Origin of the sequence: Streptomyces sp. TS71-3 (assembly GCF_018327685.1) — a bacterium.
Lineage (GTDB): Bacteria > Actinomycetota > Actinomycetes > Streptomycetales > Streptomycetaceae > Streptomyces.
Map to the genome: position 1 here is coordinate 1,298,657 of NZ_BNEL01000003.1, position 16,051 is coordinate 1,314,707.

The following is a 16,051-nucleotide window of genomic DNA, read 5'->3' on the forward strand; positions in this document are numbered from 1 at the left end:
CCGGCGTGGGGCGGTGCGCCACGCCGGCCGGGGCAACCTGGCCGGCACCCGGAGCGCCTCGGTCCGGGGAGCCCGTGCCTGCGGTCCGCACTCCACCGGAACGGGAACCGCTGGCTCAGGGCGTCTTGCCGGCCGTGCCCTGACCGGGAACCCGGATCTGCGGAACCATCATGGTGTCCGGTGCCTCGCCGCCGGCGTTGAGCTCGCCCACGGCCTGGGCGCCGAGCACCGCGCCCGTGCCGCGCTTGCTGCGCCGCAGCCTGCGCTCCAGCCGGGAGGCCAGCGTGGTCAGCAGGAGGTTGAGGACGATGAAGACCACCGCGACGATGACGAAGCTCGGGATGACGTTGGCGTAGTTCGCGGCCAGCGTCTTGCGCGCGTCCAGCAGATCCGTGAAGTTCAGCATGGCGCCGCCGAGTGCGGTGTCCTTCACGATGACCACGAGCTGGCTGATGAGCGCCGGCAGCATGATGGTCACGGCCTGCGGCAGCAGGATCGACGCCATGGTCTGGCCCTTGCGGAGCCCGATCGCCTGGGCCGCCTCCGTCTGCCCCCTGGGCAGCGCCAGGATGCCCGCGCGTACCACCTCGGCGAGCACCGAGGCGTTGTACAGCACGAGACCCGTCACCACCGCGTACAGCGGGCGGGAGTCGGTGCTGACGCTCGTCGACTCCGAGTAGAGCTGATTGGCGAAAACCATCAGCAGCAGCACCGGGATGGCGCGGAAGAACTCCACGACCACACCGGCGGGCACCCGTACCCAGGCGTGGTCGGAGAGCCGGGCGACGCCGAAGACCGCGCCCAGCGGAAGGGCGATCACCACCGCGAGGGCGGCCGCCTTCAGGGTGTTGGCGAGGCCGGGCAGCAGGTAGGTCGTCCAGGCCTGGGCCTCGGTGAAGAACGGGCTCCACTTCACCCAGGCGAGCTGGCCCTTGTCGGACAGCACCCCCAGGGCCCACCACCCGAGGAGCACCAGCAGGGCCAGGAAGACGACCGTGTAGAGGACGTTGCGCCGCCGGGCGCGGGGGCCCGGCGCGTCGTAGAGGACGGAGCTCATCGCTTCACCGCCAGCCGCTTGCCGAGCCAGCCGAGGATCAGGCCGGTGGGCAGGGTGAGGACCACGAAGCCGAGGGCGAAGACCAGCGAGATCAGCAGCAGCTGCGCCTCGTTCTCGATCATCTCCTTCATCAGCAGTGCGGCCTCTCCCACGCCGATGGCCGCCGCCACCGTGGTGTTCTTGGTCAGCGCGATCAGGACGTTGGCCAGCGGGCCGATCACCGAGCGGAAGGCCTGGGGGAGCACGATCAGCCTGAGCACCTGGGTGAAGCCCAGCCCGAGGGCCCGCGCCGCCTCCGCCTGGCCCACCGGAACGGTGTTGATGCCGGCGCGCAGTGACTCGCAGACGAAGGTGGACGTGTAGAGGATCAGGCCCAGCACGGCGAGCCGGAAGCCGAGCGCGTCGAAGTCGTCCGGCACTCCGAGGGTGATCCCGAAGACGTCGGCGAGGCCGAGTGAGGTGAACACGATGATGACGGTGAGGGGGATGTTCCGGAACACGTTCACGTAGACGGTGCCGAAGGCACGCATCAGCGGAACGGGGCTGACACGCATCCCCGCGAGGATCGTGCCCCATATGAGCGAGCCGATGGCGGCGAAGAACGTCAACTGGACGGTCGTCCAGAACGCCCCCAGCACGTCGTAGCCTTCAAGAAAGTCGAACACGATCTCCCGCGCTTCCGCGTGTGTCGAGACGGTGGTGTGCCCTGCCCGAGCACGGCACACCCCCCGTTCCTGCTGTTACCTGACGATGGCGCCGATCTTCGGGGCGGGCTCGTTCTTGTAGCCGGCGGGGCCGAAGTTGGCCTTCACGGCCTTGTCCCAGGAACCGTCCGACACCATCTTCTCCAGGGCGTCGTTGATCTGGCCCTTGAGCTTGGTGTCGCCCTTCTTGACGCCGATGCCGTAGTTCTCGTTGCTGAGCTTGAGCCCGGCCAGCTTGACCTTGCCCTTGTACTGCTCCTGGGAGGCGTAGCCCGCGAGGATCGAGTCGTCCGTGGTCAGGGCGTCCACGGCGCCGCCGACGAGCCCGTCGAGGCACTCCGAGTAGGTGCCGTACTGCTTGAGGTTCGCCTTGGGGGCGATGCTCTCCTTGATGTTCTGCGCGGACGTCGAGCCCGTCACCGAGCAGAGCTTCTTGCCGTTCAGGTCCGTGCCCGTGCTGATGTTCTCGTCCTTGCGGACCAGCAGGTCCTGGTGCGCCAGCAGGTAGGGGCCGGCGAAGGCGACCTTCTGCTCGCGCTCGGGGGTGATGGAGTAGGTGGCGACGATGAAGTCGACGTCCCCGCGCGCCAGCGCGTTCTCCCGGTCGGCGCTCGGGGTCTCCTTCCACTCGATGTCCTTCGCGGCGTACCCCAGCTGCTTGGCGACGTAGCTGGCCACGTCGACGTCGAAGCCGGCGAAGGAGCCGTCCGCCTTCTTCTGGCCGAGGCCCGGCTGGTCGAACTTGATGCCGACGGTGATCTTGCTTCCACCGCCGGAACCGCTGTTGTCGTCCTTGCTCGAACCGCAGGCGGTCGCGGTGACGGCGAGTGAGAGCACGACGGCGGCCGTCGCGGTGACCTTCTGAAGCTTCATGGTGAACATCCTTTTGCGTCGGCGCGATCAGCGGGTTCGGCGCGGCCGGCACGGCCGCGGGCGGCGTGCCGCCGGCTGGAGCGAAGTGGCGCCCGGACGGCGGACTGCGGAGCCTCCGGGCGGGGCCGGGCACGAGGGGCCGGCCGCTTCCGTCTCAGTGGTGCAGGATCTTCGAGAGGAAGTCCTTGGCGCGGTCGCTGCGCGGATTGCTGAAGAACTGGTCCGGCACAGCCTCTTCGACGATCCTGCCGTCCGCCATGAAGACGACCCGGTTGGCAGCCGAACGGGCGAACCCCATCTCGTGGGTGACGACGATCATCGTCATGCCGTCCCTGGCGAGTTGCCGCATGACCTCGAGGACCTCGTTGATCATCTCGGGGTCGAGCGCGGAGGTCGGCTCGTCGAAGAGCATGACCTTCGGGTCCATCGCGAGCGCGCGGGCGATGGCCACGCGCTGCTGCTGTCCGCCGGAGAGCTGGGCGGGGTACTTGTCCGCCTGCGAGCCCACCCCCACGCGGTCCAGGAGCGCGCGCGCCTTCTCCTCGGCCTTCCTCCGGTCCGTCCTGCGGACCTTGACCTGGCCGAGCGTCACGTTCTCCAGCACCGTCTTGTGCGCGAAGAGGTTGAAGGACTGGAAGACCATGCCCACGTCGGCACGGAGCCGGGCCAGTTCCCTGCCCTCCGCCGGCAGCGGGATGCCGTCGATGGTGATGGCGCCCGAATCTATGGTCTCCAGGCGGTTGATCGTCCGGCACAGCGTCGACTTGCCCGAGCCGGACGGCCCGATGACCACGACCACCTCCCCGCGGGCGATGGTCAGGTCGATGTCCTGGAGGACATGCAACGCGCCGAAGTGCTTGTTGACGTCTCGCAGCACGACCAGGTCGGCCACGGACACGGCGTCGGCCTTGGTAACCGAAACTTCCGTCATCGGCCTTTTGCTCCGTCCTCCTCGGTTGGGAGGACAGTAATAACCCCTCAGATCAAGGCGCATTACATCTGAGGGAGAATTGAGGATAACGATCCGGTAGCAACCGTGCGCGGTGGGTGATCGCCGCTGGGGTCGCGTACCGTACCGGGTCCGTAACGGAACCCTCCGCCGGGCCACGCGCTCTTGACGCCGTCCCGGGGTATCGGCGTGGATGCCTTCTTAGGAAGGGCCCTCCACGCGCGGGATACGGGGCCGACCACCGGGTTCCGGGGTACGGGCTCGGGAACAGGGGGCGAACGGGAGCATGTTCGGGCGCCCGGACAGACGACCGACAGAAGGGGGGCCGGGGTGAGACTGCTGCTCGTCGAGGACGACAACCACGTGGCCGCCGCCGTGTCGGCGATCCTGAGACGGCACGGCTTCACCGTCGTGCACGCCCGCAGCGGCGACGAGGCGCTGCGCGCGCTGCTGCCGAGCCCCGCGACCGCGCAGGACCCCTTCGGCGTCGTGCTGCTCGACCTCGGCCTGCCCGATCAGGACGGCTACGAGGTCTGCGGCAAGATCCGCGCACGCGCCAGCATCCCCGTGATCATGGTGACCGCCCGCTCCGACGTGCGCTCCCGCATCCACGGCCTCAACCTCGGCGCCGACGACTACATCGTGAAGCCCTACGACACGGGCGAGTTGATCGCCCGTATCCACGCGGTCATCCGGCGCCCTGGGCTCGCCGGGGCGGGCAAGGCGCCCGGCGACGGCGAGCCGGCACCGGCCGAGACGGATCTGCACTTCGGCCCCGTCCAGGTCGACCTGCTGACCCGCGCGGTGAGTGTGAACGGTGGGGCCGTGTCGCTGACCCGCAAGGAGTTCGACCTGCTGGCGCTGCTCGCGCAGCGGCCCGGGGTGGTCTTCCGCAGGGAGCAGATCATCAGCGAGGTGTGGCGCACCAGCTGGGAGGGGACGGGGCGCACGCTGGAGGTGCACGTGGCCTCGCTGCGCTCCAAGCTGGCCATGCCGTCCCTCATCGAGACCGTGCGGGGTGTGGGCTACCGGCTCGTCCCCCCGGCGTCGTAGCGGGGCGGCGTGCGCACCAGACTCCTCCCGCTCCTCATCATCCTGATGGCGGCCATGCTGATCGCGCTCGGCATGCCGCTCGCGATCAGCATGGCCAGCAGCCAGCAGCAGAAGGTCGTCGTCGACCGCATCGACGACACCGCCCGCTTCGCCTCCCTCGCCCAGTACATCAAGCAGGGCGTGCCGAACCCGGGCACGACCGTGATCCTGCCGCCCGGCAGGACGGTGCGGTCCGCCCCTCCGGACGAGCGGGAGGAGACCCTCAGGAAGGAGCTCACCCGCTACTACCAGGTGTACGGGATCAAGGTGGGCGTCTTCGACCGGAACGGCGCCCCCATCGCCGCGGCGCCCCCGGAATGGGACCTGCCGAAGACCGGCGACCTCCGCAGCACCTTCGACGTGGCCCTCGCGTCCCGCCCCGGGCACGACCCCGAGCAGGTCTGGCCCTGGGAGCACGGCCGGCTCGTGGTCGCCACGCCCGTCGTCCGCGACGGCGACGTCGTCTCGGTCGTCGTCACCGAGTCGCCCACCGACGCCATGCGGGGCAAGATCCTGCGGGGCTGGCTGCTCATCGCCGCAGGCGAGTTCGCCGCCATGCTGGTCGCGGTGGGCGCCGCCCTGCGCCTGACCGGCTGGGTGCTGCGCCCGGTTCGGGTGCTCGACATCACCACCCACGACATCGCCACCGGACGCCTGAAGTCCCGCGTCGCGGAGGCCGGCGGTCCGCCCGAACTCAGGCGCCTGGCCAGGTCGTTCAACGAGATGGCCGACAACGTGGAAGGCGTTCTGGAGCAGCAGCGCGCCTTCGTCGCCGACGCCTCCCACCAGTTGCGCAACCCGCTCTCCGCGCTGCTGCTCCGCATCGACCTGCTCGCCCTCGACCTCCCCGAGGGCAACGAGGAGATCGCCTCGGTGCGCACGGAGGGCAAGCGCCTCGCCCAGGTGCTCGACGACCTGCTCGACCTGGCGCTCGCCGAGCACGCCGACGCCGACCTGGAGCTCACCGACATCGGGGAACTGGCGGCCGAGCGCGTCGACGCCTGGCGCCCCGTCGCCGACGAGAAGGGCGTGCGCCTGACGGGGCAGTGCCCGGCCGTCACCGCCTGGGCCGATCCGATCGCGCTGTCCAGCGCGCTGGACGCGGTGATAGACAACGCCCTCAAGTTCACCCCGCCGGGCGAGGAGGTCGCGGTCACGGTCTCCTCGAACGGCGAGACGTCCACGATCGTGGTCACCGACGGCGGACCCGGCCTCACCGAGGACGAACTCGCCCGGATCGGCGACCGGTTCTGGCGCAGCAGCCGCCACCAGAACGTCCACGGCTCGGGACTGGGCCTGTCCATCACCCGGGCCCTGCTCGCGGCCGGCGGCGGCGCCCTGGAGTACACCCACCACGAGCCGCGGGGGCTGAAGGTGACCGTGCGGGTGCCCCGCGGTGCGCCCAGGGCGTGAGGGCGCCCGGGCCGCCCGTGGGTCGCGCCTCTGCCTCCGGCCGGGGCCCGCGGGCTCCCTCCGGTCATTCCGATCGTTGCGGCCGTTCCGGCTGTGGCAACGGTTCCGGCTCCCGCAACGGTTCCGGTTCGTGCGATCGTTCCGGTTCTTTCGGCCGTTCCGGTTGTCGCGGTCGTTCCCGCCGGTCCGGGGCGTTCAGGGCTTGACCGAGCGGTAATAGCGGCTGGCACCGGCGTCCAGCGTGAGCGGGTCCGTGTAGAGGGCGGTACGGAGGTCGACCTTCTGTGCCGCGTGCACCCGGTTGCCGATCCGGTCCCGGCTGTCGATCACCGAACGGGTCACGCGCTCGGTCAGCTCGTCGTCCATCCGGTCCGTGGTGACCAGCAGGTTCGCCACCGCGAGGGTGTCCACGGGTCCGTCCTTCTCGGCGTTGCGGTACGCGTCGGAGGGCATGACGGAGGACCGGTAGTAGGCCGATGCGCCGCCCTGCCGGTGCAACGCGTCCACCAGGTTGCCCAGCGGGATGAAACGGATGTCGACCTTCGCCGAGAGCTTGGCCACCGAGACGGTCGGCAGGCCGCCCGACCAGAAGAAGGCGTCGATCTTCTTGTCCTTCAGGGCCTCGGGCACGGTGTCGATGCCGGTGGATCGCGCCCGGATGTCCTTCGCGGGGTCCAGCTTCGCCGCCCTGAGCACCCGCTCCGCGATCAGCCGCACGCCCGAACCGACCTGCCCGATGGCCACCGTCCTGCCCCGCAGGTCCGTGATCGACCGCACCGAGGAGCGCCGCGGGACGACGAGCTGCACGTAGTCGTCGTAGAGCCGGGCACAGCCGCGCAGGTGCGCCGCGCCCGGCCCGTTCCGCAGCTGGTACGCCTCGACGGCGTCCGCGGCCGCGATGGTGAAGTCAGCCTGGCCCGTCGCGACCCGCTCGACGTTCTGCTGGGAGCCCGCACTGTTCGTCAACCGGACGTTCAGGTCCGGCATGTCGTCATGGAGCTCGCCCTTCAGCAGCTCGCCGTACTGCTCGTAGACGCCGTTGTGGGCGCCCGTGCTGATCACCACCGTGCCATGCGGCGAACTCTCGCCCCATGGCAGCAGCCACCACAGCAGCAAGCCTAGGACCACGAGGCCCGCGGCCGAGCCCTCCAGGGCGCGGGCCCTGCCGAGACGGGAGAATTCCAGACGCATGCGCGCGATCCTGCCAGCCCGGCCCCGTACGGACCAGGGCCCGGGGCCGGGCGGCGAACCGCCCCGCACGCACGGTCATACGGCCACTGCCGCGGAGAGGGCAGCGCTTCTTGCGCGCGCAGTGGGCGTCCGGGCTCGCGTGCTCACCCGTTCCGGGGATGCACCCACCGGGCCGGATCTTCCGTCGGGGCAGCGCTGTACGGTGGTTCCACCGGGCCCTCCGCCGTGCTGTCCTCATCCCCCCAGCAGGGCATACCCAACTCCCCGCGCAAGGCTCCGCTGTGCACCGTGCTGTTCACCCTCGGCTCCGCGATCCGCGGCGCGGTCCGTGGCCGTACCCTGCACCGCGCCCGCCGTCCGCCGGTCATGGGCGGGACAGCCCTCATCGACACCCAACCGGCGGCCACCGTCCAGGCGGTGGGCGAACCCGGGCCCGGCGGACTCTCGGGCGCCCCCGATCCGCGGGCAGCGCCCCTTCGTGCCCCCGTACTCCACCCCATGCGAACCGTGAAACAGCTCGACATGCGTCATAAGGAATGGTCATGACATCTGTACAAGGGACCGCCGTCGACATCGTCACCGAGGACGGCACCGCCGACGCCTACTTCACGCACCCGTCCGGCGATCTGCCGCGGCCGGGCGTGCTCCTCTACTCGGACGCCTTCGGGCTGCGACCGCACCTGAGGTCGATGGCCGACAAGCTCGCCGGCGCCGGCTACTCGGTGATCGTGCCCAACCTCTTCTACCGGCACGGCCGCACGCCGGTGTTCGAGCTGCCCGAGCTCATCGACCTGTCGACGCGGTCCGACCTGTTCGAGCAGCTCGGTCCGGTGCTGAGGGCCCTCACGCCGGACCTGGCGATGCGGGACGCCAAGGCGTACCTGGCCTGGCTGGCCGACTCCCCCCTGGTCAACGACGGTCCGGTGGGGCTGACGGGCTACTGCCTGGGCGCCAGGCTGTCCCTGCTCACGGCCGGCACGTACCCGGACCGGGTCGCGGCCGCGGCCGGGTTCCACGGCGGCCGGCTCGCGACCGAGGACCCGGACAGCCCCCACCTGGTGGCCGACCGCGTCACGGCCGAGGTGTACTTCGGTCACGCCGACGAGGACCCCTCGATGCCGCCTGAGCAGGCCGAGCGCCTGGAAGCCGCGCTGACCGCGGCGGGCGTCCGGCACCGCTGCGAGGTCTATGCCGGCGCGCGCCACGGCTACACCCAGACGGACACCTCCGACTACGACAAGGACGGCGACGAGCGGCACTGGGCGGCCCTCCTCGACCTGCTCGGCCGGACCCTCGGATAGCCGGACCCCTCGGATAGCCGGACCCCTCGGACCAGCCGGATTTCCGGCTGGTCCGACGAGGACCGTTCGTGGTCCTGACCGGCCTGTCGCCCCCCATCGCGGTGTTCGGCCGCGCCCCGCCCCCGGCCGGTGCCAGGCCGATTGCCGTGCGCGGCGGCCGGACCCACCGGGCGGGCTCACCGGGCGGATCCTCCGCCACGAGGCGGGCTTCGGCGGGCACATGTGCTCATATCCGCTTGACGAGGTGTCAGTTCGGCCCAGATGGCCTTGCCCGTCGGGGTGGGGCGGGTGCCCCAGCGCTCGGTGAGCTGCGCGACGAGGAGGAGTCCGCGGCCATCTTCGTCCGAGAGGCGGGCGCGGCGCATGCGCGGAGTGGTGCCGCTGGCGTCGGAGACCTCGCAGATCAGGGCCTGGTCAAGGATCAGGCGTAGTCGTATCGGGCCGGTGGCATGCCGGATGGCGTTGGTGACCAGTTCACTGACGACCAGTTCAGTGGTGAACGCCGCCTCGTCCAGTCCCCATACGCTGAGACGTTCACCGGCGTGTTTGCGGGCTTCCGCCACGACGGCGGGGTCGGATGGCAGGTCCCAGGAAGCGACGTGGTCGGGGCCGAGGGCGTTGGCGCGGGCGATGAGCAGGGCCATGTCGTCGGTCTGAGGGCGGGGGCGCAGGCTTTCCAGGACGTTGTCGCAGAGGGTTTCCAGTGACGGTGCGGGCCGGGTGAGAGCGCGCAGCAGCATGTCGTACCCGGTGTCGACATCGCGGTTGCGGGCCTCGACCAGTCCGTCGGTGAACAGCGCCAACAGGCTGTCTTCGGGCATCTCGACCTCGGTCGACTCGAAGGGAAGGCTGCCCAGGCCGAGAGGGGGGCCGGCCGGCAGGTCGATGACCTGGGCCGTGCCTTCGGGGTGGATCAGGACGGGCGGAGGGTGACCGGCTCTGGCCATGGTGCAGGTAAGGGAGACGGGGTCGAAGACGGCGTACAGGCAGGTGGCTCCGACATCGCCCGGTATGTCGCCCGCACCGTAGGCGGATTCCTCATGTGCGGAATGGGTCACGATGTCGTCGAGGTGAGTGAGGAGCTCGCCGGGCGGCAGGTCGATGTCGGCCAGGGTGCGTACGGCGGTGCGCAGCCGGCCCATGGTGGCGGACGCGTTGATGCCGTGGCCGACGACATCGCCGACGACGAGGCCGATCCGGGCACCGGGCAGTGGGATCACGTCGAACCAGTCGCCCCCCGCCTGAGCCTCGCCGCCGGCGGGCCGATAGCGCATGGCTGTTTCCACAGCGGTGTGCGGGGCCGGTCCCCGGGGGAGCAGATTGCGTTGCAGTGCGAGCGCGATGCCGCGTTCGCGGGTGTACCGACGGGCGTTGTCCAGGCAGATCGCGGCTCTGGCGACCAGGTCCTCGGTGACGGTCAGGTCATCGGGGGTGAACGGTTCGGGGGTTCGCGCGTGACGGAAGAACATGGCCACGCCGAGGGTGGTGCCCCGGGCGCGGATCGGTATCGCGATCAGTGAGTGTGTCCCGTAGCGACGGCTCCGAGCCGCGCGGGTGGTGTCTTCGGCGAGCCAGCGAACGATTTCGGGGTCGTTGACATCGTGCAGTTCCGCGCGGCCGGTGGCCAGGCAACGGGATACGGGCGACGACGTTGGATGGGCGTGCATCTCGCCGAGAGAGAGTACGGCCTCGTGTACCTGCGGATCGGCGGACTGGTGTACCGCGCGGTGCAGGAGGGCTGGGCCGGGCGCGGCCGATGCGGGGAGCTCGCCCCTGATGACGGCTTCCAGCAGGTCGATCGTGACGAAGTCGGCGAAGCGCGGCACGGCGACATCGGCCAGTTCCCGGGCCGTGCCCACCACGTCCAGGCTACTGCCGATGCGGGTCCTGGCCTCGCTCAGCAGGGCCAGCCGTTCCCGCGAGCCGTGCTCTTGGGAGTGGTCGAACGCCTCAAGGCAGACCGCACGCGCCTGCCCGTCCGCGTTCTTGAGCGGAAAGATGTGGACGGCCCAGGCGTGTGCTCTGGGCTCGCCCGGAACCTTCACGAAGTGCTCCATGTATTCCGGCTCACCCGTCGCCGCCACACGGAGGACCCGCTGTTCGGCCTCCTCATACGAAGGCCCCTGCATGAACTCGGTCAGGCGCAGCCCGCGGACCGCGCTCTCGGACCTGCCGATCGCCCGGGCCATGCTGTCGTTGATCCGCAGCAGCCGTCCATCGCGGTCGTAGATCACGAGAGCCTTGGGGAACTGGTCGAACGCCCAGCGCATATGCGCGTTGTCCTCGGGAGCCGCGATGAGCAGGAGCCCGGACACCCGCTCGCCGTCCAGGAGCGGACACGCCTTCCCCTCCAGGCCACCCAGCCGCCGGCCGTCGCGGTGCCGCACCACTACGCCCCCGTCACCGTCCGGGACGAACAGGTCGGCCACCGGCCTGCCCACGATCTCACCAGTGGTGTGCCCGAGCAGCTGCCGGGCTCCGCTGCTCCAGCCGGTCACCCGGCCGGCCTCGTCCGTCACCGCCACGGCGAGGGATGCGTCGACGGGTATGCCGGCCAGCCCTGGCGCGATTCGACCGCACGTGCGGTCGCCGGGTGTGTCCATGGTCCCGTACCTGGCCTTCATGCCAGAGGAAAGGGGCATTTATTACATTTTATTACATTGTCCATGGTGGTGTGTACCGGTGAAGAGCGCCAGTTCGCCCCCGGGTGGCTCTCGTGGGTGATCATTGGAGCTCACCCGGCGCCCCTGGCCGGTGCGGGCGCTCCGCTCGCCCGGCATGTCGAGGGATCGAAGTGGTCGGTGTTCGGCGGAAACGCATCCTTCCGCCGGTGCGGTGGCGAGAGCCGCGACATCGGCGGAACGCCTCGGGGCAGAGCCGACCGGCCGCGCGTGGCCGGGCGAATCGGCTCGCCGTCGCAACCGCGGCGATTCGCCACCCGGGTCGATGCCGGTGCCGTCCGGGCGTCGCCGCCCAACGGTCAAAGCGGCGTTCGGCCTTGGTTCGTCAGGGCCCAGTGGTCGGCCACCAGCGCTCCGGTCGCGGTGCCGGGTCCGACGACGGCGGTGTGCGCACGCCGAGCATTACTCCTCAGTAACATCATCTGTGGTCAACAGGGAGCACCCGCCGAGGGAAGTCCGCATCGTCGGTCGAGAACAAGGCCGGACCCCGGCCTTACCGCGGTGGCGGTGCACGTCGCCGTGCCACTGCGCGGCGACGGTGAAGCCGGGGGCGGGGCATCCTGGAGGGCGCCTACTCTTGAGCCATGACCACGAGCAGCGACCGGAGCCCGGCAGTGGACGTTCGATCATCCAAGACCTACGAGATCCGCACGTACGGATGCCAGATGAACGTCCACGACTCCGAACGCCTCTCCGGCCTGCTGGAGAACGCGGGCTACGTGCGCGCGCCCGAGGGCTCCGACGGTGATGCCGACGTCGTCGTCTTCAACACCTGCGCGGTACGCGAGAACGCCGACAACCGGCTGTACGGCAACCTCGGCCGGCTGGCCCCGGTGAAGTCCAGGCGGCCCGGCATGCAGATCGCGGTCGGCGGCTGCCTCGCGCAGAAGGACCGGGACGTCATCGTGCGGCGTGCGCCCTGGGTCGACGTCGTCTTCGGCACGCACAACATCGGCAAGCTGCCCGTCCTCCTGGAGCGCGCCCGCGTCCAGGAGGAGGCGCAGGTGGAGATCGCCGAGTCCCTTGAGGCGTTCCCGTCGACGCTCCCCACCCGCCGCGAGAGCGCCTACGCGGCCTGGGTCTCCATCTCCGTCGGATGCAACAACACCTGCACCTTCTGCATCGTCCCCGCCCTGCGCGGCAAGGAGAAGGACCGCCGGCCCGGGGACATCCTGGCGGAGGTCGAGGCGCTGGTCGCCGAGGGGGTCTCGGAGATCACCCTGCTCGGCCAGAACGTCAACGCCTACGGTTCGGACATCGGCGACCGCGAGGCCTTCTCCAAGCTGCTGCGTGCCTGCGGCGGGCTCGACGGCCTGGAGCGGGTCCGCTTCACCTCACCGCACCCGCGCGACTTCACGGACGACGTGATCGCGGCCATGGCGGAGACGCCCAACGTGATGCCGCAGCTCCACATGCCGCTGCAGTCCGGTTCCGACCGGGTGCTGAAGGCGATGCGGCGCTCCTACCGGCAGGAGCGCTACCTCGGCATCATCGGCAAGGTGCGGGACGCCATCCCGGACGCCGCGATCACCACCGACATCATCGTGGGCTTCCCCGGCGAGACCGAGGAGGACTTCGAGGAGACCCTCCACGTGGTGCGCGAGGCCCGGTTCGCCCAGGCCTTCACCTTCCAGTACTCGAAGCGGCCGGGGACGCCCGCGGCGGACATGCCGGGGCAGATCCCGAAGGACGTCGTCCAAGCCCGGTACGAGCGGCTGGTCGCCCTCCAGGAGGACATCTCCTGGGCCGAGAACAAGAAGCAGCTCGGCCGCACCCTGCACCTCATGGTGGCGGAGGGCGAGGGCCGCAAGGACGGCTCCACCCAGCGCCTGTCCGGCCGCGCCCCCGACAACCGCCTGGTGCACTTCACCAAGCCGGAGCAGGAGGTGCGCCCCGGGGACGTGGTGACCGTCGAGATCAGCTACGCCGCCCCCCATCATCTGCTCGCCGAGGGCCCCGTCCTCGACGTGCGGCGCACGCGCGCGGGTGACGCGTGGGAGCGCCGGCGCGCCGGTGAGGCGGTTGGGCAGGGGGCCGACAAGCCCGCCGGGGTGATGCTGGGCCTGCCGACGGTGGGCGCACCCGCGCCACTGCCGACCGCACCGGCCGGCGCCTGCGGGTGCGGCGACTGAACGGCCGCTGATCGGTTCCGAATCGGTCGATATGGCCAGTTTGCGGTATGTCGCTCAACTTACCCCTGTGTTGATCGGGTCGGCCCGCTTCTGACCGGCTTGGCCCGCTTCTGATCGGCGTGGACTGCCTGCCTCGCTCGGCTCGCCTTCTCCGGCCGCCCTGCGGGGGCTCGGAGCTAGGCTGTGGATCATGCTTGTCGCCGCCGCAGTCTGCCCCTGTCCGCCGCTGCTGGTCCCCGAGGTCGCCGCGGGGGCGGCTCCCGAGATGGACGCGGTGCGGGCGGCCTGTGCGCGAGCCGTCGCGGTGCTGGCCGGCGCCCGGCCCGACCGCCTGATCGTCGTGGGGCCGGCGGCGGGGGAGGGGCGTACGGCCTTCCCGGCGGGCGCGACCGGTTCGTTCCGCGGTTTCGGGGTGGACCTGGACGTGATCCTCGGAACCCCGGCGGACGGGGCGAGCGGGGCGGGTGCCGGGGAGGGCGACGTCGGGCCGGGTCGCGTTCTGCCGCTGCCGCTCGCGGTGGGCGCCTGGCTGCTCGGGTACGCCGCGTGGTCCCGCGCGCCCGTCGAGGGGATGGCCGTGGCGGAGGACCTCGACGCCGGCCAGTGCGTCCGGACGGGCACGGAGATCGCGGCCGCACCGGAGCGCGTGGCGCTGCTGGCCATGGGTGACGGCAGCGCATGCCGCACGCTCAAGGCGCCCGGCTACCTCGACCAGCGTGCCGCGGCCTTCGACGCGGCGGTCGCAGAGGCCCTGGCCGCCGCCGATACCCAGGCGCTCAAGGGGGTGGACGTGGAACTCGCCCGGGAGCTGAAGGCCGCGGGCCGCGCTCCCTGGCAGGTCCTCGCCGGGGCCGCCGAGGGCGCGGACCTGCACGGCACGCTCCTGCACGACGAAGCGCCCTATGGCGTCGGCTACATGGTCGCGGCCTGGTCCTAGCGCGGTCCCGCACCCGGGGCGTGGTCCTGGCGCCGTCCCGTCCCCGAGGGCCCTGCGGACCCGGGACCCCGCGGACGTGCCCCGCGGAACGGGAAGCGGGAGCCGGCTACTGCCGGGCGCCCTCGCCCGTCTCGCTGTCGGCGGCCTCGTCCGCGGACTGCTGCTTCGGGATTCCGGCGCCCTCCCCGCGCTCTCCGTCCTCTCCACCCTCGTCGGCCTCCCTGGCCGGGCGATCGGTGACGGCGGCCGTCGACCCGCCCGCTGACGCCGGCACCGCATCCGTTGCGGCCTCCGTCGGCGGCGCGGGGACGGGCGACTCGGCGGTGTCATCCGCCGGGGGCTCGGCCTTCTCGGCGGCCGCAGCGGCTCCGGCACCGGCTCCGACTCCGGCTTCAGATCCGGATCCGGCTCCACTGGAGCCCTCGCCCGTGGAGCCGTCCACGGCGGGGCCTCCGGTCTCCTGCTCCTCCGCCCCGGCCGTCAGGGCGCCGGCCGGCGTCTCGGCCGTGGACGCCACCTCCGTGTCCTTGGACCTACGAAAGAAACGCGCAAAAACGCCCATATCAACTCCATTGTCTTCAGCGGACAGAGCCCGTGCTCCGTGCGTGCCAGGGCGGCACCCGCGGCACCGGTCCCCGAAACAGACGGCCGGGACCTCGCAACGGGCAACGACTCCGTGCCTGTGACGTCACCTAACTCGTTCGAGGAGGGCCGGTCGATTTGGGAGACTGAAGCGGTGAGAAGTGCAGCCACCCCCCCGCGAGTCATCGCCGTCGTAGGACCGACGGCCGCCGGAAAATCCGATCTGGGCGTCTTCCTGGCCCAGCATGTCGGTGGCGAAGTGGTGAACGCCGACTCGATGCAGCTTTACCGAGGGATGGACATCGGCACCGCGAAGCTGGCCCCCGACGAACGCGGCGGAGTGCCGCACCACCTGCTGGACGTCTGGGACGTGACCGAGGCGGCGAGCGTCGCCGAGTACCAGCGGCTGGCGCGCGCGGAGATCGACAGGCTCCTCGCCCTGGGGCGCACGCCGGTCCTGGTCGGGGGATCGGGGCTGTACATCAAAGCCGCCATCGACCAGCTGGAGTTCCCCGGCACGGACCCGGTGCTCCGCGCGCGCCTGGAGGAGGAGCTCGTGCAGCGCGGCTCCGGCGCGCTGCACGCGCGCCTTGCCGCCGCCGACCCGGAGGCCGCCCGCGCCATCCTGGCCAGCAACGGCCGCAGGATCGTCCGTGCGCTGGAGGTCATCGCGATCACCGGCAGGCCGTTCACGGCGAACCTGCCCTCCCATCAGTCGTCCCACTCGTTCTACGAGACTCTCCAGGTCGGGGTGGACGTGTCACGCCCGGAGCTCGACCAGCGCATTGCGGGGCGGGTCGACAGGATGTGGGCAGGCGGCCTCGTGGACGAGGTGCGCGCGCTGAAGTCGCGGGGGCTGCCGCAGGGGCGCACCGCTTCCCGTGCGCTCGGCTACCAGCAGATCCTCGCGACGCTCGCCGGCGAGTGCTCCGAAGAGGAGGCGCGTGCGGAGACGGTACGCGCTACGAAGCGCTTCGCGCGCCGTCAGGATTCCTGGTTCCGGAGAGACCCCAGAGTGCACTGGCTGAGCGGCGCGGAAGCGGACCGACCGGAACTCCCCGCACGGGCGCTGACGTTGGTCGAACGACCGGTCACAGCCTGATCACGTCATGGCATCGGGACGCCCCGGCCGTCATCCG

General features: G+C 70.9%; 13 protein-coding genes. 6 read left to right on the forward strand and 7 right to left on the reverse strand.

Annotated features, from left to right (window positions below; translation table 11 throughout):
* Window positions 1–115: 115 nt before the first annotated feature.
* The 4 genes from Sm713_RS29850 to Sm713_RS29865 all read right to left on the reverse strand — a co-directional run bounded on the left by Sm713_RS29850 (window position 116) and on the right by Sm713_RS29865 (window position 3,565).
* Entirely contained in the window at window positions 116–1,057 is a 942-nt protein-coding gene (locus tag Sm713_RS29850) for an amino acid ABC transporter permease (RefSeq protein WP_212913090.1), read from the reverse strand.
* Window positions 1,054–1,722, reverse strand: coding sequence for an amino acid ABC transporter permease (locus Sm713_RS29855; protein ID WP_212913091.1), 669 nt, complete (start codon window positions 1,720–1,722; stop codon window positions 1,054–1,056). Before Sm713_RS29855 ends, Sm713_RS29850 begins: the two co-directional genes overlap by 4 nt.
* A 75-nt stretch (window positions 1,723–1,797) precedes the next feature.
* The gene (locus Sm713_RS29860) at window positions 1,798–2,634 is read right to left on the reverse strand and encodes a glutamate ABC transporter substrate-binding protein (protein WP_212913092.1); all 837 of its coding nucleotides are present in this window, start codon (window positions 2,632–2,634) and stop codon (window positions 1,798–1,800) included.
* Between the two features lie 154 nt (window positions 2,635–2,788).
* Window positions 2,789–3,565, reverse strand: a complete 777-nt coding sequence (locus tag Sm713_RS29865) for an amino acid ABC transporter ATP-binding protein (protein ID WP_249416786.1) — start codon at window positions 3,563–3,565, stop codon at window positions 2,789–2,791.
* 348 nt (window positions 3,566–3,913) lie between these two features.
* Here Sm713_RS29865 and Sm713_RS29870 point away from each other — a divergent pair, with 348 nt between their 5' ends.
* Window positions 3,914–4,636, forward strand: a complete 723-nt coding sequence (locus Sm713_RS29870; protein WP_212913093.1) for a response regulator transcription factor — start codon at window positions 3,914–3,916, stop codon at window positions 4,634–4,636.
* A 9-nt stretch (window positions 4,637–4,645) separates the two neighbouring features.
* A complete protein-coding gene (locus tag Sm713_RS29875) occupies window positions 4,646–6,088 on the forward strand; it encodes a HAMP domain-containing sensor histidine kinase (RefSeq protein WP_212913094.1) in 1,443 nt (480 codons plus the stop codon).
* 195 nt (window positions 6,089–6,283) lie between these two features.
* On the opposite strand, the gene Sm713_RS29880 is transcribed toward Sm713_RS29875, so the two are convergent.
* Window positions 6,284–7,279: a TAXI family TRAP transporter solute-binding subunit gene (locus Sm713_RS29880; protein ID WP_212913095.1), complete on the reverse strand. Its 996-nt coding sequence runs from the start codon at window positions 7,277–7,279 to the stop codon at window positions 6,284–6,286.
* Between the two features lie 542 nt (window positions 7,280–7,821).
* On the opposite strand from Sm713_RS29880, the gene Sm713_RS29885 reads away from it, so the two are divergent.
* The gene (locus Sm713_RS29885) at window positions 7,822–8,580 is read left to right on the forward strand and encodes a dienelactone hydrolase family protein (RefSeq protein ID WP_212913096.1); all 759 of its coding nucleotides are present in this window, start codon (window positions 7,822–7,824) and stop codon (window positions 8,578–8,580) included.
* Between the two features lie 176 nt (window positions 8,581–8,756).
* Here the strand turns inward: Sm713_RS29885 and Sm713_RS29890 are convergent, their stop codons facing one another.
* Window positions 8,757–11,222: a SpoIIE family protein phosphatase gene (locus tag Sm713_RS29890; protein ID WP_249416787.1), complete on the reverse strand. Its 2,466-nt coding sequence runs from the start codon at window positions 11,220–11,222 to the stop codon at window positions 8,757–8,759.
* 623 nt (window positions 11,223–11,845) lie between these two features.
* On the opposite strand from Sm713_RS29890, the gene miaB reads away from it, so the two are divergent.
* Window positions 11,846–13,393: a tRNA (N6-isopentenyl adenosine(37)-C2)-methylthiotransferase MiaB gene (gene miaB, locus Sm713_RS29895; protein ID WP_212913097.1), complete on the forward strand. Its 1,548-nt coding sequence runs from the start codon at window positions 11,846–11,848 to the stop codon at window positions 13,391–13,393.
* A gap of 190 nt (window positions 13,394–13,583) precedes the next feature.
* Entirely contained in the window at window positions 13,584–14,330 is a 747-nt protein-coding gene (locus Sm713_RS29900) for a class III extradiol dioxygenase subunit B-like domain-containing protein (protein ID WP_212913098.1), read from the forward strand.
* Window positions 14,331–14,436: 106 nt separating this feature from the next.
* Here Sm713_RS29900 and Sm713_RS29905 read toward each other — a convergent pair whose 3' ends face one another.
* On the reverse strand, window positions 14,437–14,847 hold the full coding sequence (locus tag Sm713_RS29905) for a hypothetical protein (RefSeq protein ID WP_212913099.1): 411 nt from the start codon (window positions 14,845–14,847) through the stop codon (window positions 14,437–14,439).
* Window positions 14,848–15,066: 219 nt separating this feature from the next.
* Here Sm713_RS29905 and miaA point away from each other — a divergent pair, with 219 nt between their 5' ends.
* Window positions 15,067–16,014 carry a tRNA (adenosine(37)-N6)-dimethylallyltransferase MiaA gene (gene miaA / locus Sm713_RS29910; RefSeq protein ID WP_212913100.1) on the forward strand — a complete coding sequence of 316 codons (948 nt, stop codon included), beginning with the start codon at window positions 15,067–15,069 and terminating at the stop codon, window positions 16,012–16,014.
* Window positions 16,015–16,051 lie beyond the last annotated feature (37 nt).

Coding starts and splice junctions, on each gene's coding strand:
- Sm713_RS29850 (WP_212913090.1), bottom strand. CDS start 1,057: ATGAGCTCCGTCCTCTACGACGCGCCGGGCCCCCGCGCCCGGCGGCGC.
- Sm713_RS29860 (WP_212913092.1), bottom strand. CDS start 2,634: ATGAAGCTTCAGAAGGTCACCGCGACGGCCGCCGTCGTGCTCTCACTC.
- Sm713_RS29865 (WP_249416786.1), bottom strand. CDS start 3,565: ATGACGGAAGTTTCGGTTACCAAGGCCGACGCCGTGTCCGTGGCCGAC.
- Sm713_RS29880 (WP_212913095.1), bottom strand. CDS start 7,279: ATGCGTCTGGAATTCTCCCGTCTCGGCAGGGCCCGCGCCCTGGAGGGC.
- Sm713_RS29885 (WP_212913096.1), top strand. CDS start 7,822: ATGACATCTGTACAAGGGACCGCCGTCGACATCGTCACCGAGGACGGC.
- Sm713_RS29890 (WP_249416787.1), bottom strand. CDS start 11,222: ATGCCCCTTTCCTCTGGCATGAAGGCCAGGTACGGGACCATGGACACA.
- miaB (WP_212913097.1), top strand. CDS start 11,846: ATGACCACGAGCAGCGACCGGAGCCCGGCAGTGGACGTTCGATCATCC.
- Sm713_RS29900 (WP_212913098.1), top strand. CDS start 13,584: ATGCTTGTCGCCGCCGCAGTCTGCCCCTGTCCGCCGCTGCTGGTCCCC.